This window comes from Nonomuraea sp. NPDC059007 (assembly GCF_042740555.1).
Lineage (GTDB): Bacteria > Actinomycetota > Actinomycetes > Streptosporangiales > Streptosporangiaceae > Nonomuraea.
The window spans coordinates 159,753-179,939 of sequence record NZ_JBHYJD010000019.1; the positions used below are offsets into that span (position 1 = coordinate 159,753).

A 20,187-nucleotide genomic window follows, 5' to 3' on the forward strand; every position below is an offset into this window, starting at 1 on the left:
GTTCGTGGCCAGTTCGGCAATCAAACCGCCTTATCCATAGAGCGCGTCTGCGTACGCGAGCGCATTGATAACTTGCTTTTCCGAGGGAATGGACGGGGCCGCGTTGAGCGTGACGTTGTACGACCGCGCAGGGGCCGGAATGTCCGATACCTTGAGGGTGGAGGGCATGAGAGCCGACTGGAGAACAGAAGCGTTCGGATATCCGCTGCTAGCGCTACCACGGGCCGTGAACTGCAATTCCGGGACGCCAAAGGAATCTGTTACCGTCGATGCCAGGCGGAAAGCCGCCTTAGAAACAGACTTCTCTGTGGACTGGATTCCGAGGGCGAGGCCGTCGCCGATGTTCTGGCCAATGGACCTGAACACCCGAGAGGGAGACGCAATACCGAGGCTGCGCTTGATCCAATCGACGACATTGTTGATTCCACCGGTGATCCAGTCGACAAATGCGTCCCAGCGTGAAGCCAGTCCATTCCACAGTCCCAGAAGGATTTCCTTGCCGATGTCGTAGAAAACACCGAGCTTCATGCGGATCGTCTGGCCCAAGGCGATAAAGAATTGCTGCACCCAGGCGGGGAGCTGGTTCCACCAGTCCTTGATATTCTGGATGATCTCGGACATTTTGCGAGAACCAGCGGCCTTCAGGTCCTCAAAAGCCTGGGGGATGCTGTCGAGGAATTCGCCGATCTTCTTCTTGACCGACGCAACCGTTTCGTCCCACCACTTGCGGACGCTCCTGGCGGCATCCTCGGCTGACTTCTTCATTTCCTCGTAGGAACGAGGTACCTTGATGCCGAAATTGTCGAGCTGTTCGGCTACGAATTCGGCGGCGGAATCCGCCATGGACTTGAACGCTTCCTCCGCGCCTTCCGAGTCGCCGGTTACGAGCTTGAGGGCTCCGCTGACGAGCTGGATGGGGGCGTTGAGTGCGTCAAAGGCGGGCTTGAGGAGGCCGAGCAGATCAAGGAGTTTGTCAACGATATCCACCAGGCCCCTAATGGGCGGAAGAATCTCTTCCCGGAAAGTCCTGACCAGGTCGGCGACGTCGATGGAATCGCTCATGTCGGCGAACCATTTGACGATGTCCTCGACGAGCTTGGCCATTTCCTTTGCGACCTCTACGGCCCTTGCAAAGAAGTCCTTCAGCCAGGTCTTTCCTTCGACGCTCCCCGTCCAGTCGGCGAACTTGCCGGTGAGGTCCTGGATCAGGGTAAGAATCGAGTCACCTGCTGGCTTGCCCTCGACGAAGATATTCGCGAGTGCTCGCCCGAGGTTTCCGGCAATGCGAATGACGATTTCAAGCGTCTTCTGGACCTCGGTCCAGAAGGTCTTGAGCTGCCCTGAAGCCTCCTTCTGCTTCATGGTTTCGGAGAACCAGTTGGCGAATTCCTTGACGAGCTTGACGACCCACTTCAGGAAAGGGGCAGCAGAATCAGCAAGGACAAGCAGACCTTCGGCCAGATCCTCGGCTACGCCATCGAGTTCACGGAACAACTCATTGTTCGTGTCCATGATGGACTTCACACGTCCGGTGAAGAAATCCGAACTCATGAACTCGATAAACTTGCCTGTCAGATCTCCAAGAATTCCCCCCGTTTCCGTGAGGCCATCCTTGAGTACATCCAGCAGAGGGCCACTCTTGCGAAGCGCCTCCTCAATGGGTGGAAGGAATGCATCCTGAATCGCCCACTGAATTTCCCGGATCTTGGGCAGCAGCTCATTGTGGAGGAAGAGGACGAACGACCGGCCAGCCGGAGACAATTGATTAAGTGCCAATTCGGCATTACGAGAAGCCGCTGAGACTTGATTGAGCGAATCCCTCTGATCATCAAGCGCTCGGGCCAGCTCCCGCTGTGCCCTCTCGACATCCTTGGCTCCGTCAACACGTGCCTTGGAAATCGCGGCCTCGGCCTCGGCGACGCTACGCGCGCCTTCCTGCCTTGCCTTGGTAAGGTCACGTTCCGCATCGGAAATCGCCTTGAGTGCCTGGTCAATCCCGCGCTGTCCATCGCGTCGGGCCTGCTCGATATCGCGTTCCGCTCGGGCAATATCGGCCAATCCATCGGCGACAGAACGGGCCGCATCTCGGCGCGTCTCGGCAAGAGCGTCCTCGGCGGAGCGAACGCCGTCAACGGCTTCAACGCGGGCCTTGGCCAGTGCGCGTTCCTGGTCCAGCTCGTCTTGCTGTGCATCCTGGAGACGCTTGCGGGCGGAGATGACATCGTCGGTGCCCTCAATACCATCCCGGTTGAAACGGTCCATCTCCTCCCGGAGATCACCATTCTTTTCCTGGATTTCCTTGAGTCGCTGAATGGCCTGCTTGTGCTTAAGCTCAAGCGCTCGGCGTTCCTCGGCTGTAGCATTCGGATTGTTCCGCGCCAATTCCAGCTCTTGGGCGGCCTCGGCAATTCGCTGCTGGGCTTCCTCTTCATCGATCGCCCCGCCTTCCAATTCGAGGCGGAGGTCTTCCAGCCTCTCCTTGGCCTCGGCACGAGCCCGGTTGAGGTCGTCAAGGGCGTCGCGGGTGCGGGCATGTGCATCCTGGAGGCGGCGCTCAGCGGAGGCGACGCGTTCGGCCCCGGATTCCTGGGCCTCGATGACCCTGGCCTGGGCATCCTCGATGCGTCGTGCGGCCTGCTCCTGGAGGTCGACCAGGCGTGCCTGTTGACTGGCCAGCCGGTCAACCGCAGAAGAAACACGTTCGAGGGCCGATTCCTGGGCCTCGGCCAAGCGCGATTGTGAGTCGGCAAGACGGTCTTGAGCTGCGAGAACGCGCTCCGCGGCTTGCTCCTGGACCTCGGCAAGCCGGGCCTGGGCAGACTCCACGCGCTCGATACTGGCGAGCTGGACATCCGCAAGCCGAGCCTGGGCATCGGCCACTCGTTCGGCGGCTGCCTCCCGAGCCGCTGCGGCTGCCTGGGCGGAGGCACCCGACTGGTCCTCTGCGGACTGAAGCGCTGACAGGGCATCCTGGATGCCCCAGAAGCCCGCCATGACCACGGCGGACGCCTGGGCGACTGCTGCGAAGACAGCGGGAAGGGCCAGGAGCGAACCAGCCGCGTAGGCGGCGCTCGACGCGAGTGCCATCACCACGCCCGCGACAGCGGACAGGGCGCTGGCCACGAGGGGCGCCGCTGCGAGGACGGCAACCAGGCCAACCAGGAAGTTGGCAACCGCGAAGCGCATGACTGTGGCGAAGGCGCCACCAATGCCACCCTGGAAGGCGGACACGAAGCCGTCGGCCGCCTTGCGGCCACCGTCCTCCATCTGCTTGGTGACTTGGGAAATGACCCGGTCCACGTCGCCCAGGGAACTGCTGAGCGCGCTGAGCTGGAGCGGGTTCATCTTGCCCGAACCGCTCGACAGACGCGTGATCTCCTGACGCATCTCCGACAGGAACCGCAGGACGGAGGGGTCGCGGAAGGACTTGAAGCCCGACCGTACCTGTACCTCTACCTGGCGGGCCGCCTGCCGGATGGCGTTGAGCCGGGTGACGAGCTGGTCAGTGCCAGCGGTCTGGTTGCGCGCCCGGTCGATGCGGGCATGCATGCGCTCGATCTCGGCCAGGCCAGCCCGGACCTGGTTGAACTGACCCTGGGTCAGCTTCTCCTGATCGCGGTAGAGGACATTGAGCCCGGTCTTGAGTTCGCCCAGCCGGCGAAGTACTTGCGGGTCTGTGAGCTTGACCCAACCAGCGGCGATCGAGTTCGAGAGCTGGCTGAAGCTGTCGCGTACATCGTTGATGAGATCGCGGTAGCCACGCTGTACTGCCTGCTGGGCTGCCTCGTTTGCCGCGGTGGCGGTCTGGCGGATCTTCGTGACGTTGAGGCTGGCTTCGATCTCAACCGAGAAGGGGCCAACGCGCTTGATCGCGGCTTTGACCTTCCGCTTCAGGCGCTCCTCGAACTTCTCGTGAAGAACGGGGCTGACCACGACGTCAGCCGAGCCGGAAGCCTTGAGCTTCCGGGCGATAGTCCTCGTAAGCTCGCGGTTGAAGCCGACGAGCTTGGGACCAATTTCGATATAACCGCTGCCAACCTTGATGTTGGGATCGGCCAATTGTCACCTACCCTGTTGCGAGACGGGCGAACAGGGTTGCCACCTCCTCAGGAGATGCGAAGTCCTGTTCATTGCTTGGGATGCTCGCTCGTGTTTCACCAGGGCGGGGATGGGGGTCGGGATAGGGGTTTTCAAACCCCTCGGCCTTGTTCACCTGGACTGTCAGCCAGTTGGAAACCTTGAGCTGATCAATCACGTCCGCGAGCAGATGTTCCCGGTATCCCCATCGGGCTCGTTCGCCGAACTGGGCTTCGGCCAGCGACGATTCACCCGGCATGTTCAGAAGGCGAATGACCAAGATGGTGAGGCGGCGGAAGGAGAGTTTCCGCCGCCATAGATCCACCACGTCAACGCCGAAGAATCGGAGTAGATCCGCCTCAAGTTCGTCGGGGTTTTCCCTGAGAACTCGGGCGAGCAGGATTAGTTTCCCAGCTCACCCGAACCCGAAGCCGCCGCGATGGACTCCATCAGCGCGACCGCATCGCGCACGGTCGGCTTAGTGCTTCGGAAGGTCTCAAGCTGCTCATCACCCAGCAGTCCGGCAACGGCCTTGGAAACCTTGCCATCACCAAGCAGGTCCAGAGTTTCAAACGGCCAATCCAGCGGCCCCGGCACCGTGTACACGTGGTCACCAAACGGAACGATGATCTCGTCGCCGTTGGCCTCGGCCTTCTGGGCCTCAAGAGAGTTGGACATGGAATTCCCCTTTCAAACGAACTTAGATGAGACGAACAACGCCGATTAGGCGGCGGCGGAAATACCGCTGGCGTTGGTCAGGATGTAGCCGAGCCGGCCATCCGAATCGAGAGCGTCGAAGGTGACGCCAAGGGACTGGGCGGAAGTACGCGTCAGCTTCAGGCCCTCGCGCTCGGAAACCATGCCGCGCTCAATGACGAGACGAGAGACGGAATTGGCGTCGCCCCACTCGACGACAAGGGCCTTCTCCGCCAGCTCCGGAGTGGAGGCCAGGTCCAGCGTGAAGACGTTGGGAACCTCGGTGCCGTCCTCCTTCTTCGCCTTCACCCACGTGGTACCGAAGTACAGAGCCGTGGCGTCGGCGTCGAACTGGAGCAGGGTGAACTTGAGCTGGCACGCTGCGCTGTTGACGACGTACTTCACGGGGGTCGCCGACTGCCAGACCTCAACGGGCTGCGAATCGACGGAGGGGGTCAGCTCCGCGCCGTCCGGGCTGATGTAGCCCAGCTCCTTCCACGCGGCATCGAGAGGAGTGGCCACATCCTCCGGGGCCTTGGAACCGACAGGCGCAACAAAAATGCGACCCTTCGGGGCGAACCGAATGGTGCTAGGCGTGTTAGCCGCCAAAGAAACTCCTTAGATTTTGGGCATAAAAGAACCCGCATCGGCGCATGCCGTGCGGGCGGCTAGGAAGCGTTAGTTAGTTCTGCGTGATGTAGATGTGTGCCGAGAACATGAAGCGGATGTAGTTGGTTTCCATCTCGGTCAGGTCGGAGAGGCCGATGTTCTCTGTCACGTCCAGAACGAACGCGATATTGTCGGGCTTAGCATTGATCATGTGAGAAGTCTGCGGGAACTTCTCCAGAATGATCTCCCGCACATAGAGCGCATAGCCAAGGGCGTCTACCCGGTTGTTCGCCAGGATGTTGAACACCATGTGGGCGGAGTCCTGGCGGCGCTCTACGCGCCTTTCAAGCCCTTCAAGCTCGACGGTGACATACGGCCCCTTGGCGATGTCCGCAACCAATGTGGTGCGATCCTGTGCGACGACGACAGGCTTTGCTGTGGCAGGATTCTTGAGCTGCGCAGCCAGCCATACGACGGTCAGGGAGATTGGATCAACCTTCAGGGAATCCCATCCTCCTTACTTGATTCGGTGCGCCCTCAGGGCGCGCTGGAAGACGAAACGGCCCTGGTGGTGGACACCCTTAACGTCCGTCCATCCGAACTCGTTGACCATCTCGTGTTTGTCTGCGTAGACGTAGCCAACGGGCTGGAGGAGTCGATTCAGTGACATGACCGCAGTGAATGACTCGGCGTACTCTCCCGAATCGCTGTACTGGCTGGCCCATCGTCGAGTCAGGTCAGCGATGGACTCAACAACACGCTCAGTTTCCTGGAAGTAGGAATCGCTCTGGGCAACCAGCTCATTGACCTTGCCCCAGTCAGCCTCTACGCGAAGTTCGTTAGCCATTGTTCGGCCCCAGGATTTTCAGGTTGACCTTGATGTGGGGGCTGTTCCCGAGCTTCCAGATTTCAGGGTCGCCCTCGATGGTCCAGCCGATCCGCCCGCGCATGCGAATGGAGATCTTCTTGGTGGGATCAATCGGGTTTGGGGGGAAAGCGAAGTGGGCGTCCGGGGGAAAGTAGGCGCTGACCACAGAGAGGGTCGCGTAGGACTCCCAATCGCGAGTGGAAACCGGCTTGACGGGCAGCCGGTAGGAAACGAGCGGGTCAATATCCGTCTCATCCCAGGTCGGGACTTCGGTCTCCGTGACCGGGTCGTAGACATAGCCAAGGAACTTCGGGTATCCGAACTCGATCAGCTCCATACCCCGACGAATCCGCGGGCGCCTCACAGGCGGATCACCCCAACAGACTGCCGGTAGCGGCGCAAGGCGCGTCGGGCGTCTCGGCTGAGGGTGGGGATGCTGGAGCGGAAGCCGGTGAGGATGTCGCCGATCTGTTCCTGAGCGATGCCGGGCTCGCTGTTGAACCGGGCAAGCGTCTCGACCAGGACCACGGCCTGAACGTCAGCCGGTACGGCCTGGTACCCGTAATCGAGGGTTACCGTCACAGGCCCCAGCCACGGGTACTCGGTCGCGCGTACTTCGCCGGCCTCGTACTTGTAGGCGGTGACGGGCTCGCTGTTGCAGGTCACCTTCTTGACCGCGTGCACAGGCCGGACCGACCAGGGCAGCGGGACCGACCAGAAGTTCGGCTCCCAGACGGTGATCTCGGCATCGGCGTGCCACTGGAAGTCCCGACCCGTGAAGGACACCACCAGGGCGGAGATGTCCTCCAGGAGAACCTGTGCCTTGGCCAGCTCGGCAGGCTCCAGCGTGGCTCCCGTGGCCGCAGTGAACCGCTCGATTGGAACGAGCGATGCGATATGCCACCTCCTCCTCGCGAAGGAGGTCAGGAGATACCTGACCTCCAACTCAGTTAATTAAGTGCCACAATGGGTTAGGTAAGAACGACATTGCCCGCGGTGACGATCGCCTCAGGGCGAAGGACCTTGCAGCCGAAGTAGTACCGACCCTTCACGGCGTGCGTGAACGCTGCCTCCGGCTCGTAGGGCTTCACCTCGGCCAGTTCGCCCGCGAAGGTGGTCGCCATCTGGTGACCGACGAGCACGTGAATGCCCTTGCCGTGAGCCGGGGTCGGCTTGACGCCCCGCTTGGCCGGGGTGGCGGTGTCCAGGTGCGATCCAACGGTGTTGGAGATGACCACCGGCATACCGAGGATGCGGCCAACCTCGCCGGTGACCTTCACCGCGCCGGCCCCGTACTGGGCAGCGTCGATGAACTTGTCCGACTTCAGCAGGTAGGCGTACTCCTTCGGGCCGGTCAGGATGAACCGGCCAGCCTCAGGAACGTTGTCGATGTCGAGCTGGGTCCGCATGTCAACGAGCGTGTTGTACAGGGTGTCGCCGTCAGTCGGGGGAGCGAACTGCTTGATCTGACCCCAGTGGGCAGCGTCGGCGTTGTTCTTGTCCTTGCCCTTGATGGCAGAGACGAGGGTCGCGGCAACGTGCTTGTCGATGGACCAGGCCAGCTTGGACGCGGCGTCCTTGATCAGATTGGCGGTCAGGTTGATGCCGTCCTGGGTCCGCTTCTGGTGAAGCGGGTCGACCTCGAAGTGCCAGACACGCGACTGGTCGATTCGCATGGTGACGGAGTCCAGGTCGGCCTTGTCCGGCGCCCCGATGCGGTCGTACGCCTTGAACTCGCCTTCCTGGATGGTCACCGTGTCGAGGGTGTGAGGGATACGAACGGTCTCGCCAGCACCCTGGAACTCACCCTCGTAGTCACGGTTCACGATGAGGGGAGACGACAGGATCGCGGTCGCCTCCAGGTCAACGAGGAACTTGGCCGCCCAGACCTCGGGAATGAAGGTCTTGAGCGCTGCGGGCATGAAGCCCTGACCGGTCTGAACATGAACACCGTTAGTAACGGCAAAAGGCATAGGTACTCCTGATGAGAATTATTGGAGGCCAAGAAGAGCGTTGAGACGGCCCTCGACACGGGCCTTGTCGATCTCGTAGGGGCTCATCCGGCGAATGTCGTCATAGGTGAGCTGCGGAACGCCACCACCGCCGTTGTTCTGAGGTCCAACACCGACGTTGGGGAACGCCGGGGTGACCGGGGCAAGCGTCGAGACGAACTCGGAGATGGCAGCCGCGTTCGGCTGGCCAGAGTCGTCGAGCAGGGCGGAGACGTTCACAAACCGGGAGATCGAGTCAGGCAGCTCCACGCCAGCCCTGGCGGCCTGGGTACGCAGCTCGGCCTCGGCGAGCTTCCCGCCGAACTCGGCAAGGGCCTCGGCCTTAGCGGCAGCCTTGGCATCCTCAAGAGCCCGCTCCGCGTCCGTCAGCGAAGCACGCTTGATCTCGTCCAGTTCCTTCGCGCTGTTCTTGGCGCGGTCCTCCCACTTGCGTGAGAGCGCCTTCCACTTCTCGACCTCGGCGTCAGGAGTCGCCTTGTCGGCTACGTCCGTCGTCTCAGTCGTCTCAACCTCTGCCGTTTCGGCAGCCGGGTCGTTGTTCAGCTCATCCATCGTTAACTCCCATGTCGGGTGAAATAGAAAAGCCCCACCTATTCCGTGGGGCTTCACAAAACGGCGCCTATGTCAGGCAGCGATCTTCCGTGCGTTGTTGCCAGAGTTGCCCTGCGGCTTCTTCATGGCTGCGGCCTGGCCCTTGGGGGCAGGCTTTCCAGCGGCGCCGGGGGCACCCGGCATCGCAGGCTGAGGCATGGCATCGGTCATCTGCTTCTGCTGGTCAAGCTTTCGCTTGAACTCCTCGTCCTGCATGTCCTCAAATCGGGCGATCTGCTGAGGCGTATAGCCCGCGTCCTCCCAGAGCTGACGCTGAGGAACGCCCAAGCCCTGAGCCCGCTTCACCATGGCGTCGGCGCGCTGCGCCTCGCTGCGGAACTCGGGGTCAGCCCAAATGGTCTCGGCCTGCCAGGCTTCCGCCTTGGCCTTGTCGCCCTTGACCAGGAAGGCCAACCGCATCGCGGTCTCCCAGCTCTCCCCGAAGTGGAGCATCCTCTCGCGGGCCTTGGCCACAAGACCTGCCTCCGCGGACTGGATGCTCTCGCCGCTGGGGGCCTGGCCGCCGTTGACCAAGAGGTAGTGCGGGGGAGTACGGCTGATGGTGCTGATGTGCTGGACGAACAGGTTGATCAGGTGGACGTAATTCTGAAGTTCAGCGGCGGCGAACTGACCCCACTTGACGTTCTCATCCTCAAACAGCAGCATCCGGTCAATCGCGGCCTTGATCGGCGCGACCGGGTTGCCGTCCTCGTCCTCCGGAATCTCGATGCCGCTCAAAATTCTTTGCGGGTAGGCTCCGAACTCCGAGGCCACGATCGCGTCAGCCGCGATCTTCGAGACGGCGTCCTGAAGCGGGACGATGGGGGCGATTTCAGAGAAGGGCTTCTTGCGGCCAAGGCGCTGCCGGTTGACGAGGGGAACGATCGGAACCACGCCGAGGGGATTCTTTGCCGGCCGCGGCTCGGTCCACGAGTCATACGTACTGCCACGCTGGGCCGTGTACACGAGCTTCGGCGTCCACAACGTGACGTGCTCGGTACCCCAGTCATCCCAGTAGCGCTTGAGCGCGGCATCCAGCTTGCGACGGGAACCGGGGGCGTACTGGACCACCACCTCATCAGCCGTCTCCGGCGTGATGATGGGCTTGGCCGTGTCCTCGTGGCCCCAGACGGCCAGGTAGCTTTCACCAGCGGTCAGAGCCTCGATATGAGCCGCGTTCGAGTCGGCATCAAGGAAGTTCCGCTGCCAGATCTCATGGGCATCGGAGTCGGCCTCAGGGTCGTCGCCAAGCCGAAAGCCCTGCACCGTCAGTCGCTCGGAGAGCGAGTCAACGACGATCGAACAGAAATTGTCCCGCCACTCCCGGAACAAATATCCGAATTCTTCCTTGAACTTCGTCTGAGCGAAGCCAAGTGTTGTCTCCTCGGCGTCGTAATACGTGCGGTACTTCCGTACCTGGGACGCGCGGGCCGTGAGTCGGCCTTCCAGCCACGTAATCCATTCAATGGGCGTGACCGGGGCGGACGTAATCCCCGGAGTGGGCAAGAGACACCACCGCTATTCAATTATTATTCAGTTATTATTCGATTATGTATTCAGTTGTTATTTAGTTGTATGGAGATCCCCTATAGGCCGAGGATCTTCTTGCGCCGCCTGAGTCGGCCATCAGCGATGGCATCGGCTCTGGCTTCCCAGGCCAGGACGGACGCGACAGCGGCGTCAATCTTGCGCTTGGACCTGGGAGATTCCTTCTGAAGTACGTAGCCCACGCGGGTTTCCCGAGTGCGGGCATTCATCACATGACGAGTGAGGTCCTTGTCCCCGCCGTGCTTGAGGGCCTGGCCGTAAACGTCGGTGTGGAAGCGCTCAACCGCCTCGCTCATGGGCTTGTCGCGGTTGGTGGCGAACTCAAAGACGTAATTGTCGCCATGCTCAACGGCCCATTGGCCGACCGTGGTTTGCCAGAAATACGGGTCGCAGTACATCCACTCGACGCGATACCGCTTGAACATCTCGGCCACGCGGACATCCACGTCCAGCACATCGACTTCCCAGCCCTGGGAGCCGTCCGACTCCCACAGCCCAGCCACGAACAACTTGCCGTCGCGCAGCCGTACACCGATTAGAGCTGTCGAGTCATGCCTGACCGAACCATCGAAGCCAAGGGCGATCTGGTCGCCTGGCCTGATCGGGTCGTCCTCGTGGAAGCACTCATCCCATACGTGGCGCTCAATCCACGTGTCAGCCGTTTCCCTGATGTTGTTCAGGTAGAAGCGGAAGGCGTTGGCCTCGGTTGTTCGAGGGTCCTGGATGGCCTTCACCAGGCCATCCAGGTCCACCCAATATGAGTCGTTGTAGGCGACCTTCAGACCTGCTCGGATGCTCTCGGCGTCCTTCAGATCCACGGAGCCAGCGGGAGCCTCAATGCAGTCGTAGAGGATGCCTTCGGCACCGGCTAGAACGGCCTCGTGCGTCCGCTGAGCGATGCTCTCTTCGGTGGGGTTGTAGGCGTTGGTCGTCTCGACCAAGCGGCTACCAGCGCCGGAGGTTTTGCGGACGTTACGGTCAAGGACTTCCCAGACGTAAATGCCCTGGTTGCTGGAGATCCAGTGGTGGGTCTCGTCGCAAAGAACGAAGGTCGGACGAGCACCTTCCAGCCCTCGGGACGACGAGGTGACCGGCTCAATTCGGCCAGGTCGCCCATCCCGAAACTGGATGATGTTCTTGCCGATCTCGATGCCGTACGTCTCCTCCGCAGGAGACTCGGCGAGCATTCCGCGGATCATGTCCCGCGTGTTCGCGGTCTGGTCGAGCGACGTAGCGGCGAGCTGCACAAGGGGGAGTGCCACCGGCTTGCCCACGGGGAAGCCGTTGGCGTCGAAGTGGCTGAATCGGCAGGGGCCGATGAATTCGATGATGCTCAGGGCCGCCAGAAGCGGTGTCTTGCCCCATCCTTTCGAGCGACGAAGGGCCGCCGTGGAGTAGAGCCATTTGCCGTGTTCGTCGATGGCATAGAGCGCAATGACGAACTTCTTCTGCTCGGTCGTGAACTGCCAGGGCTCACCGGCGTTCTCACCATCCGGTTGAAGGATGTAGTCCTGCGCCCAGCGCAGGATCGAGTACCCGAGTGATCGCTGAGGAGGTACAGCTAGATCGGGAAGGTTCCCGGTCTGCAAGGAACCACCTCCCAGAATTCAGTTAGCCCGCCTCGTTCAGCTCCCGGAACAGCTCCATGTCGACCACGTTCTCGTCAGGCAGGGTGGGTACTTCGCCGGCCTTGGGGCCGGGCTCGTTCGTGATGTTCATCCGGAGCGCCTGGCGGTCTCGGATCGTTGCTCCAAGGCGCTCCTCGTTCAGCCGGATCTCAGCGAGGATCGAAGGTTTGGGCTCTTCCCAGTACGCCTCAACGAGGGGAGCGAGCATCTGTAGCCGCTCCCAGTCGGAAGCAAGAAATGCCTCGGCCTGCGGGCTAGAAGCCCAGGTATCCCACCAACGTTGGGTCGCCGCGGAGTACCGAGCACGCTTATGCAGCTTGGGCGCCTCGTCGGGAGCCTCGCCCGAGATGGGCACAGACGGCTGTGTATTGCGCCGCACAGCATTCGTCTTCGGCGCCGGTCCCCTACCAGCCATCTATGCCTCCCGTCAAGGATTTGACTTCGTAGTTGGGATGCATGCGACTGTCCTCGCATGCACAGCGAACACCTTCTTGAACTCAACGACATTGCCGACGAGCTGGAGCTGATCCGGAACCGGGCTGACTGGCTCAGTGATCGTCTGACCTGGCTCGTTGTCCGTCTCACCACGGAGACGACGTAGCGTGAAGGGTCATGGGGCGCGACGCTCGGAGAGCGTCTTCAAGCGGTGGCAGAGCGGGCAGACGGCCCGAAGGTTGTTGTAGTCGTGGGAGCCACCGCGACTCACCGGGATCACGTGGTCAACCTCGGTGGCTTTCGGCTGGTGGCAGATGTAGCACTCACGCCGATCGCGGGCGAGGACGAAGGCTCTACGGCGCTTCCAGTCTCGCGGACGATGCTTGTTATGGGCTGAGGTGTTCTGCCAAGCGGGACGCTTGTGGTCCTGACATTTACCCTCGGATACGACTACTTTCCGGCAAGTGGACGTTGAACAGATGGCTTTAGCTCGTGGCAATGTGTTCTCTCATCATCCCTTCGGGGATGTTGCAGTGATGCACCCAACCCGCTCACTGCTGTCCAGCCCAGAACTTGCCGACCGTGAGCTGTCGGCCTAGCTGGATCGCCCTTGATGTTGGCGGAGTACCCAAGACCTCTAGAGGTGGTTGCCCGCCGTAGCGGGCCAGGGGGTTTGGTGGTCTCGGGTACCCCATGACCACCGTGCCGGGAGTAGGACGGCACGGGGATCAAGTCTTGGTGGAACTAGCGAATGACTAGTTATTAGCGGCCTGTCGGCCGCTTATTAATAGAACTAGGTGGTTCTATTAGTTATTAGGTAATAGGGGTTGGCTTCAGAGCCAACCCCCTTACCCCCTTCGGCTTAAACCAATAGAGGGAGGAGTGTCCTGGAGGACACCATCTTGATTGATAACGGTTTGATCACCTCCCTGAAGGCCCCTTGGGGCCTTGGGGCGGCGTGTCCGCTGCATGAGTTGAGGAAGTGCCAAAACGCCGACGAGCGTGCCTCTCATGGCCGCCTGGGGGTCATCCCTGCGCAACGCAGAACCCCGGCCCTTGGCCGGGGTCTGCATGGCTGCCCTGAGGCAGGGACCTGGGTGGTACGAGCACTCAGGCCCCGCCTGCTACTCGAACGTGATCGGGTAGCCCTCCGTGACCATCGCGTAGACGATGTTGGGGATGTAGATCGTCGGGTCTCCTCCGGCTAGCTTCGCCTCCTGGACCCGCCTCATGTACTCCTGGCCCGTCATCTGGTCGCAACTGAAGGTCATCATCTGCTGCTCCATTGACCTGCTCTTCTCTACTCTCATCGTCCACAGTACTTCGCCGGCTTTGGATGCCCCGCCAGGCCCAAATGATCTGGTCGCCCATGCCTGCCCATCTCGCAACAGAGAGGGCAGGACGCTACGTCCTGCCCTTGCCCTTGTCAATCGAAATGTGCCTGTTTGCCCAGCTAGGCCGTGTACACGGCTAGAGGGTGTTCAGGGTTTCGAGCTTGCCACCGTGGATGATTTCGTGAAGCCTCTCAAGTTCGCCCCATTCGATGTGGGGCCGGGGGAAGCCTTCGCTTCGGCTGCCATCCGGGAACGTCTCTCCGCGATCGAAGAAGATCTTGACCCCCATCTCCCGGTAGAACTCGTTGCGGGCCAGGCGATCCAGCGTCCCCCAGTACTCCCTGACCGTCTGGCCGGTCTTGCGGAACGTCGGCCCCTGCTTGCTCGCCTCGACCATGGCCAGGAGTTCCTTGCGTCGGGCGGTCAGTCGATGCAGGCGCTCGAAGTACTCCTCCTCTTCGTCCTCGAAGATCAGTCCTTCGTCCTTCTCGCGTCGAAGGCTCCGAATAGCCTCCATCACCCGGTCCAGCTCTTGGGAATGATCGGCTGAGGTCGTGTCTTGCTGGAGGCGGGGGTCATCGCCGTAGAGGCTCAGCAGGGCGTCCTCAAGCGTCGCCTCCAGGAGGTCTGCCCGAACGCGGTTGTTGCACCACTGGTCCTTGGGGAGCCGGTACGAGGCGCAGCGGTAGTAGTACGGGTCTTGCTTTCCGGCCTTCCGCCCAGTCTTATGCACGGTGCCACCCGAGATATGGAAGGCGAGGTGGCAACGCGGGCAGAAGCCGACGCCATTCAGCTCCGCCCGATCGTGCCTCTTGTCCGCCTTCCGTCCGCGCCGAGGAACGGAGTGAATGGCCGCCTGGAGGTCCTTCCATTCCTGCTCGGTCAGGATGGCTGGGTACAGCTTGACGGGGAACCCCATCTCGTCGCGGAAGATCTGCCCCTTGCTCTCACGCTCGCCGATGAGCACGCGGTTGGTCAGGATCTTGCCTACGGTCACGGGGTGCCAGCTCGATTTCTTCTCTGGCCAGTCCGCGCCATCGCGGTCGCGGTGATGGTCCTTGGGCGTGGGTTCGCCCTGTTCTTCCAGAAGCCTGGCCACAAAATCAAAGGACCGACCATCCGTTACGAGCCGCACCATCATGAGAATCGTCGGAACGAGAGCGTCATCCACTTCAAGGTGGGATTCGCCGTTCTTGCGGACGATGCGATATCCGTAGGGCGGCGGTCCACCAGCCCAACGCGCGCTGGACATAAGGCGGCGCTTCATGTCCCGGTTCCGGGTCTTAATGTTCTCTAGCTCAAGCTCAGCCAGAATCGCCAGGATCGAGGCCAGGGCTCTGCCGATGGGGGTTGAGAGGTCAATGCGGTCCTGGACCGCGATCAGGACCCTTCCCTCGTCCTGAAACTGCTTGGTGGCCTTGGCGAAGTCGAGCATGGACCGGATGAAGCGGTCGAGCTTGTAGGCCATGAGTCCGTCGTACGGCCCCTTCTCGCCCCGGAGCCAAGGGCCAAGCTCTTTGCGCTTCCACGGGGAGACGCTGGCTGATGTGTTGAGGTCGATTGCCCACCCGATGATCTCGTCACCGTTGCGCTTCGCCTCGTCCTCGATGACGGACATCTGGATCTTGTCACTGATGTCGTCACCTTGGGTTCGGGACTGACGGATGACCCCGACTAGCTTGAGACCTGCCATGCCAACCTTCCAGACCGCTGTACCGTGATGCACCGTATGTGCATGTCATGGGTGGTTTGGATGGTTGTGTGTCCTGAACGTGTACCCCCGAGCACATATCGGCGGCCTCTTCCATTTCCAGGACACGACCGGACGCGCTGCCGAAACCCTCCATGTGGCGATACGGGCCCCCGGTAACCACCCCCACCCTGGCCACAAACATCCACCACCAACCGCAACCCCTGACCAGGCACCGGAACCGGTCCAGGGCCGCTTGCACCAGCAGGTAGACGGCATCACGCCATGACCTGCGGATTCGGCCAAGCCGCGTGAACGAAGCGATAGCCATATCAGAACCTGTTCCTGGTCGTGGGCGGTGGTGCCCACCTGGGGATGGGCTCGGGCTCTACACCATGAGCTGTGGGCTACGGACAATCTGTCGCTGTGGGCTGTGGGCTGTGGGCTGTGGGCTGTGGGCTGTGGGCTGTGGGCTGTGGGCTGTGGGCTGTGGGCTGTGAGGTGTGGAGGTACTGCTCTCGCTCGAGGCGTCAACCTCGCCAGCGCCCAGGGGGTCGCGGCGTCGGCAAGAACGCCAGCCAGACGGCGGCCGCCAACGGGCAGCCTCGCGGCTAGCAGTCCGAGCCACGCGGGCCGCGTAGCAAGGACGCGCCCTCAAGTGGCATGCCAGGCCGGCCATCTAGCAGTGACACTCAGGCCAAGCCTCGGCCAATATCCAGTCGGGCGAGGCTGAAACCGGACCCAGCCGAACCAGCTCAGGCCAGACCGGCCAGGCCAGGGATTGCCGGGTGCGGCTGTCTTGCTCGAAGAGATATGGACAAGGATGTGCCTCTGGATTGCGGTGAACCACTTGGCTGGGTCAGGGGCGTCGTTACGGCGGGTTACCACGTCCGACGTGAGAAGCGTGCGGATGATCGGGGCGCGCCCGCGTCGGCGGGAGGTGTTCACTTGGCTCTGCCGTAATATATGGGTGCAGTTGGGTAGATGAGGGACGTCAGGGAGAGCACACGCTGGCGTAACGGATAGACCTCAAACCCCAGCAGAGGCCACTATCGGGGTGGCGCTGTCGGTGGCGTTTGGGGAATCCAGGTAGCGTTCGCACTATGGCTTCGCCCAATGGAACCACCGACGCCCCCTTCGGTCACATGCTGACCGCGATGGTCACGCCGTTCACTCGGGACGGCGCCGTCGACTATGCCGCTGTGCGGCGGCTCGCGACCTACCTGGTCGATGAGCAGCGCAATGACGGACTGATCGTCAGTGGGACGACCGGCGAGAGCCCCACCACCTCGGATGAGGAGAAAACTCGCATCCTGGAGGCGGTGCTGGAAACTGTGGGTGATCGGGCGACCGTTCTTGCCGGAGCGGGCACCAATGACACCCACCACAGCGTCGAGCTGGCCAAGGCGGCCGAGCGGGCGGGCGCCCACGGGTTGCTCGTCGTCACGCCGTACTACAACAAGCCTCCGCAAGAGGGGCTCTACCGACACTTCTCGCAGGTGGCGGACTCGAGCCAGCTGCCCGTGATGCTTTACGACATCCCGGGCCGCAGCGGGGTTCCGATCGCCACCGAGACACTGATCCGGCTGGCGCAGCACGAGCGCATCGTCGCGGTGAAGGACGCCAAGGGCGACATGTTCGCCGCCGGTCAGGTGATGCTCGCCACCGACCTGGCCTTCTACTCGGGGGATGACCTGCTCAACCTGCCGTGGCTGTCGGTGGGCGCGGCCGGGTTCGTGAGCGTGGTCGGGCACGTGGTCGGCGCGGAGCTGGCCAAGATGATCCAGCTGTTCCGGAACAACCATGCCGAGCAAGCGCGCGCCATCCACCGCCAGTTGATTCCGGTGGTTGACGGCATCATGCTGCGCGCCGGCGGGGCGATCATGGCCAAGGCCGCTCTCGGCCTGGTCGGAATGCCCGTGGGCCCGGTACGGCTGCCGCTCGTGGAAGCGGACGACAAGCAGATCGCCGAGCTGCGGGCCTGCCTGGTGGCCGGCGGGGTGAAGTTGACAGATACATAGGAACGGGGAGGACAAGGAAGTTTTGCGAACACTACGTCTCCAGGCGGGTAGACCATGAGCCATCCGCATCCGGAACTCCCGGACCCGCCGCCGCTGGCCGACGGGGGCCTGCGCATCGTCGCGCTGGGCGGTCTCGGTGAGATCGGCCGCAACATGGCCGTCTTCGAATACGACGGCCGGCTGCTGATCGTCGACTGCGGGGTTCTGTTCCCCGAGCCCGACCAGCCGGGCGTCGATCTGATCCTGCCCGACTTCGAATACATCAGGGACCGGCTCGACGATGTCGAGGCGCTCATCCTGACGCACGGCCACGAGGACCACATCGGCGCCGTGCCGTATCTCCTGCGCGAGCGGCGCGACATTCCGCTCGTCGGGTCCAAGCTGACGCTTGCCTTCATCGAGGCCAAGCTCACCGAGCATCGCATCCAGCCCGCCAAGATCGAGGTCGTGGAGGGGCAGCGCGACCGCTTCGGGCCGTTCGACTGCGAGTTTCTCGCCGTCAACCACTCGATCCCGGACGCGCTCGCGGTCGCCATCCGCACGCCCGCCGGGCTGGTGCTGCACACCGGCGACTTCAAGATGGACCAGCTGCCCAGCGATGGCCGGCTGACCGACTTGGGCGCCATGGCCAGGCTCGGCTCCGAGGGCGTTGACCTGCTGATGTCCGACTCGACCAACGCCGAAGTGCCCGGGTTCGTCACCAGCGAACGCGAGATCGGCCCGGTCGTGGACGAGGTCATCCGTACCTCGGACAAGCGTGTCATCGTGGCGAGCTTCGCCTCCCACGTCCACCGCGTGCAGCAGGTCATGGACTCGGCCGCCAAGTACGGCCGCAAGGTCGCGCTCGTCGGCCGTTCCATGGTGCGCAACATGGGCATCGCCCGTGACCTCGGATATCTGCAGGTGCCGCCGGAGCTGATCGTCGACTCCCGCGACATCGAGGAATGGCCGCCGGAGGACGTCGTCCTCATCTGCACCGGCTCCCAGGGCGAGCCGATGGCGGCACTGTCGCGCATGGCCAACCGTGACCACCCCATCCGCATCGCGGAGGGCGACACGGTGCTGCTGGCCAGCTCGCTGGTGCCGGGCAACGAGACAGCGGTCAACAAGGTCATCAACGGCCTGACCCGCTGGGGCGCTCGCGTCGTGCACAAGGGCAACGCCAAGGTGCACGTTTCGGGACACGCCGCCGCGGGCGAACTGCTGTACGTGCTCAACCTGACCAGGCCCTCCAACTTCATGCCGGTCCACGGTGAATGGCGCCACCTGCGTGCCCACGCCAGGCTGGCCTCGCTCACCGGCGTTCCCGACGATCACATCGTGATCGCCGAGGACGGCGTCGTCGTCGACCTCATCGACGGCCGGGCGAAGATCGTTGGTGCCGTCCACGCCGGCTACGTCTACGTGGACGGCTCGTCCGTCGGCGAGATCACCGACACCTCGCTCAAGGACCGCAGGATCCTCGGCGACGAGGGCTTCATCTCGGTGGTCGTGGTCGTCGACTCCCAGACCGGCAAACTGACCGCCGGCCCGGAGATATACGCCAGGGGCTCCGGGATCGACCCGAGGCAGTTCGACGAGTTCATCCCGCAGATCGAACGGGCCCTCGAGGCCAAGGCGGCCGACGGGGTCGTCGACATGCAGGAGATCCGCCGCGTGGTGCGCCGCACGGTGGGTCGCTGGGTGAGCGACACCTACCGTCGCCGTCCGATGATCATCCCGGTCGTGGTGGAGGTCTAGCACCTTCTCCAGGGGTACGGCGACGCCGTACCCCTGCCCGGCTCCTCGGGCCATGCCTGTGTCCTTCTGCTTCGAGTTTGACGGTGGTCAGGTCGTGCGGGTGTTCCGACGCCGGTCAGGCGTCGCGACGCCTTAACAACCAGGCACCCGCGAGCAGAGGTAGCAGGGCATAGGCCGCCAGGACGAGCGCGGCGGCGACCGGGGAAAGCAGCTCTCCGTAGACCGACGAGGCCAGTGAGGCGCCGGCGATCTCCCTGGGCAGCGCCCCGATCATCACCGAACCCAGCCGCTCGCTCCACGGCTCGGGCAGATTGCCGCTGATCATCGGAAGAACGTAGACAAGTCCGACGAGGACGGCCACCGCTCCGGCCGCAGACCTCATGATCACGCCCAGCCCGACCCCGAGCAGAGCGAAGACCGCCACGGAGAAGCCGGTCGGCACCAGAATCGGCCAGGACTCGGCGAAGCCGCTCACCGGGTAGCGTCCGTCAAGCATTCCGCGGGACAGGAAGAACGTCCCGAAGACCGTGACCGCGCCCACCACGAGCCCGAGCCCGCCGGCCACAGCAGCCTTGGACACCAGGACGGGCCAGCGGCGCGGCACGATGGTCAGGCTGGTCTGGAGCACGCGGTCCGACGTCCACGACAGCACGCCCAGGATGCCCAGGCACAACTGCGGAACGATCACCACCACCTCCTCCAGTTCCGCGATACGGGCGCTGCCCCGCATGGACGGCGACGCGTCGTCATACATGCCGATCGCCATCCAGGCCAGCCCTGCGGCGAGCAGGACGGAACCCAGCCCGATGCCGACGATCAGATGGCTGGAGCGGACCGATCTGACCTTGAGCCATTCGGCGGCCAGCACACTCATCCACATCTCCTTTCTCCTGGGCACGCGTGCTCCGGGCGGGATCTCCGGCTCACGGGTCCTGCCC

Annotated in this window: 20 protein-coding genes; 3 read left to right on the plus strand and 17 right to left on the minus strand. The window is 62.7% G+C overall.

Annotation, left to right across the window (positions count from 1 at the left end):
* Positions 1-30: 30 nt before the first annotated feature.
* The 13 genes from ACFWY5_RS29860 to ACFWY5_RS29920 all read right to left on the minus strand — a co-directional run bounded on the left by ACFWY5_RS29860 (position 31) and on the right by ACFWY5_RS29920 (position 12,237).
* A complete protein-coding gene (locus tag ACFWY5_RS29860; protein ID WP_379635836.1) occupies positions 31-4,059 on the minus strand; it encodes a hypothetical protein in 4,029 nt (1,342 codons plus the stop codon).
* A 7-nt stretch (positions 4,060-4,066) separates the two neighbouring features.
* A complete protein-coding gene (locus tag ACFWY5_RS29865) occupies positions 4,067-4,405 on the minus strand; it encodes a hypothetical protein (protein ID WP_379635838.1) in 339 nt (112 codons plus the stop codon).
* A 74-nt stretch (positions 4,406-4,479) separates the two neighbouring features.
* Positions 4,480-4,755, minus strand: coding sequence for a hypothetical protein (locus ACFWY5_RS29870; protein ID WP_379635840.1), 276 nt, complete (start codon positions 4,753-4,755; stop codon positions 4,480-4,482).
* A 45-nt stretch (positions 4,756-4,800) separates the two neighbouring features.
* On the minus strand, positions 4,801-5,382 hold the full coding sequence (locus ACFWY5_RS29875) for a hypothetical protein (RefSeq protein WP_379635842.1): 582 nt from the start codon (positions 5,380-5,382) through the stop codon (positions 4,801-4,803).
* Positions 5,383-5,455: 73 nt separating this feature from the next.
* Positions 5,456-5,782, minus strand: a complete 327-nt coding sequence (locus ACFWY5_RS29880) for a hypothetical protein (RefSeq protein ID WP_379635844.1) — start codon at positions 5,780-5,782, stop codon at positions 5,456-5,458.
* Between the two features lie 117 nt (positions 5,783-5,899).
* Complete coding sequence (locus tag ACFWY5_RS29885) at positions 5,900-6,229, minus strand: hypothetical protein (RefSeq protein WP_379635846.1); 330 nt, start codon at positions 6,227-6,229, stop codon at positions 5,900-5,902.
* Positions 6,222-6,587: a hypothetical protein gene (locus tag ACFWY5_RS29890; RefSeq protein WP_379635848.1), complete on the minus strand. Its 366-nt coding sequence runs from the start codon at positions 6,585-6,587 to the stop codon at positions 6,222-6,224. The genes ACFWY5_RS29885 and ACFWY5_RS29890 overlap by 8 nt, the downstream gene beginning before the upstream one ends.
* A 23-nt stretch (positions 6,588-6,610) precedes the next feature.
* On the minus strand, positions 6,611-7,195 hold the full coding sequence (locus ACFWY5_RS29895) for a hypothetical protein (RefSeq protein ID WP_379635850.1): 585 nt from the start codon (positions 7,193-7,195) through the stop codon (positions 6,611-6,613).
* A 26-nt stretch (positions 7,196-7,221) separates the two neighbouring features.
* A complete protein-coding gene (locus tag ACFWY5_RS29900; RefSeq protein ID WP_379635852.1) occupies positions 7,222-8,223 on the minus strand; it encodes a hypothetical protein in 1,002 nt (333 codons plus the stop codon).
* A gap of 18 nt (positions 8,224-8,241) precedes the next feature.
* Positions 8,242-8,814 (minus strand): hypothetical protein, encoded by a 573-nt coding sequence (locus ACFWY5_RS29905; RefSeq protein WP_379635854.1) that lies wholly within the window; start codon positions 8,812-8,814, stop codon positions 8,242-8,244.
* A gap of 72 nt (positions 8,815-8,886) precedes the next feature.
* The gene (locus ACFWY5_RS29910; RefSeq protein WP_379635856.1) at positions 8,887-10,359 is read right to left on the minus strand and encodes a phage portal protein; all 1,473 of its coding nucleotides are present in this window, start codon (positions 10,357-10,359) and stop codon (positions 8,887-8,889) included.
* Positions 10,360-10,439: 80 nt separating this feature from the next.
* Positions 10,440-11,990: a terminase TerL endonuclease subunit gene (locus tag ACFWY5_RS29915; RefSeq protein ID WP_379635858.1), complete on the minus strand. Its 1,551-nt coding sequence runs from the start codon at positions 11,988-11,990 to the stop codon at positions 10,440-10,442.
* Positions 11,991-12,012: 22 nt separating this feature from the next.
* Entirely contained in the window at positions 12,013-12,237 is a 225-nt protein-coding gene (locus ACFWY5_RS29920; RefSeq protein WP_379635860.1) for a hypothetical protein, read from the minus strand.
* Positions 12,238-12,501: 264 nt separating this feature from the next.
* On the opposite strand from ACFWY5_RS29920, the gene ACFWY5_RS29925 reads away from it, so the two are divergent.
* A complete protein-coding gene (locus ACFWY5_RS29925; RefSeq protein ID WP_379635862.1) occupies positions 12,502-12,630 on the plus strand; it encodes a hypothetical protein in 129 nt (42 codons plus the stop codon).
* Between the two features lie 9 nt (positions 12,631-12,639).
* Here ACFWY5_RS29925 and ACFWY5_RS29930 read toward each other — a convergent pair whose 3' ends face one another.
* The 3 genes from ACFWY5_RS29930 to ACFWY5_RS29940 form a co-directional block, all read right to left on the minus strand.
* Positions 12,640-12,963 (minus strand): HNH endonuclease, encoded by a 324-nt coding sequence (locus ACFWY5_RS29930; RefSeq protein ID WP_379635864.1) that lies wholly within the window; start codon positions 12,961-12,963, stop codon positions 12,640-12,642.
* Between the two features lie 625 nt (positions 12,964-13,588).
* Positions 13,589-13,738, minus strand: coding sequence for a hypothetical protein (locus ACFWY5_RS29935; RefSeq protein ID WP_379635866.1), 150 nt, complete (start codon positions 13,736-13,738; stop codon positions 13,589-13,591).
* Between the two features lie 196 nt (positions 13,739-13,934).
* Positions 13,935-15,491 (minus strand): recombinase family protein, encoded by a 1,557-nt coding sequence (locus ACFWY5_RS29940; protein ID WP_379635868.1) that lies wholly within the window; start codon positions 15,489-15,491, stop codon positions 13,935-13,937.
* Positions 15,492-16,591: 1,100 nt separating this feature from the next.
* On the opposite strand from ACFWY5_RS29940, the gene dapA reads away from it, so the two are divergent.
* Together dapA and ACFWY5_RS29950 are read left to right on the plus strand one after the other, a co-directional pair.
* Positions 16,592-17,509: a 4-hydroxy-tetrahydrodipicolinate synthase gene (dapA, locus tag ACFWY5_RS29945; RefSeq protein ID WP_379635870.1), complete on the plus strand. Its 918-nt coding sequence runs from the start codon at positions 16,592-16,594 to the stop codon at positions 17,507-17,509.
* Between the two features lie 54 nt (positions 17,510-17,563).
* Positions 17,564-19,249, plus strand: coding sequence for a ribonuclease J (locus ACFWY5_RS29950; RefSeq protein WP_379618230.1), 1,686 nt, complete (start codon positions 17,564-17,566; stop codon positions 19,247-19,249).
* A 115-nt stretch (positions 19,250-19,364) separates the two neighbouring features.
* On the opposite strand, the gene ACFWY5_RS29955 is transcribed toward ACFWY5_RS29950, so the two are convergent.
* Positions 19,365-20,123 carry an ABC transporter permease gene (locus ACFWY5_RS29955; protein WP_379635872.1) on the minus strand — a complete coding sequence of 253 codons (759 nt, stop codon included), beginning with the start codon at positions 20,121-20,123 and terminating at the stop codon, positions 19,365-19,367.
* Positions 20,124-20,187 lie beyond the last annotated feature (64 nt).

What these genes read in the sequence shown, in the direction of transcription:
- ACFWY5_RS29950 (WP_379618230.1), top strand. Translation starts at nt 17,564, where the DNA reads ATGAGCCATCCGCATCCGGAACTCCCGGACCCGCCGCCGCTGGCCGAC.
- ACFWY5_RS29900 (WP_379635852.1), bottom strand. Translation starts at nt 8,223, where the DNA reads ATGCCTTTTGCCGTTACTAACGGTGTTCATGTTCAGACCGGTCAGGGC.
- ACFWY5_RS29905 (WP_379635854.1), bottom strand. Translation starts at nt 8,814, where the DNA reads ATGGATGAGCTGAACAACGACCCGGCTGCCGAAACGGCAGAGGTTGAG.
- ACFWY5_RS29885 (WP_379635846.1), bottom strand. Translation starts at nt 6,229, where the DNA reads ATGGCTAACGAACTTCGCGTAGAGGCTGACTGGGGCAAGGTCAATGAG.
- dapA (WP_379635870.1), top strand. Translation starts at nt 16,592, where the DNA reads ATGGCTTCGCCCAATGGAACCACCGACGCCCCCTTCGGTCACATGCTG.
- ACFWY5_RS29870 (WP_379635840.1), bottom strand. Translation starts at nt 4,755, where the DNA reads ATGTCCAACTCTCTTGAGGCCCAGAAGGCCGAGGCCAACGGCGACGAG.
- ACFWY5_RS29890 (WP_379635848.1), bottom strand. Translation starts at nt 6,587, where the DNA reads ATGGAGCTGATCGAGTTCGGATACCCGAAGTTCCTTGGCTATGTCTAC.
- ACFWY5_RS29925 (WP_379635862.1), top strand. Translation starts at nt 12,502, where the DNA reads ATGCACAGCGAACACCTTCTTGAACTCAACGACATTGCCGACGAGCTG.
- ACFWY5_RS29920 (WP_379635860.1), bottom strand. Translation starts at nt 12,237, where the DNA reads ATGCTCGCTCCCCTCGTTGAGGCGTACTGGGAAGAGCCCAAACCTTCG.
- ACFWY5_RS29940 (WP_379635868.1), bottom strand. Translation starts at nt 15,491, where the DNA reads ATGGCAGGTCTCAAGCTAGTCGGGGTCATCCGTCAGTCCCGAACCCAA.
- ACFWY5_RS29935 (WP_379635866.1), bottom strand. Translation starts at nt 13,738, where the DNA reads ATGATGACCTTCAGTTGCGACCAGATGACGGGCCAGGAGTACATGAGG.
- ACFWY5_RS29955 (WP_379635872.1), bottom strand. Translation starts at nt 20,123, where the DNA reads ATGAGTGTGCTGGCCGCCGAATGGCTCAAGGTCAGATCGGTCCGCTCC.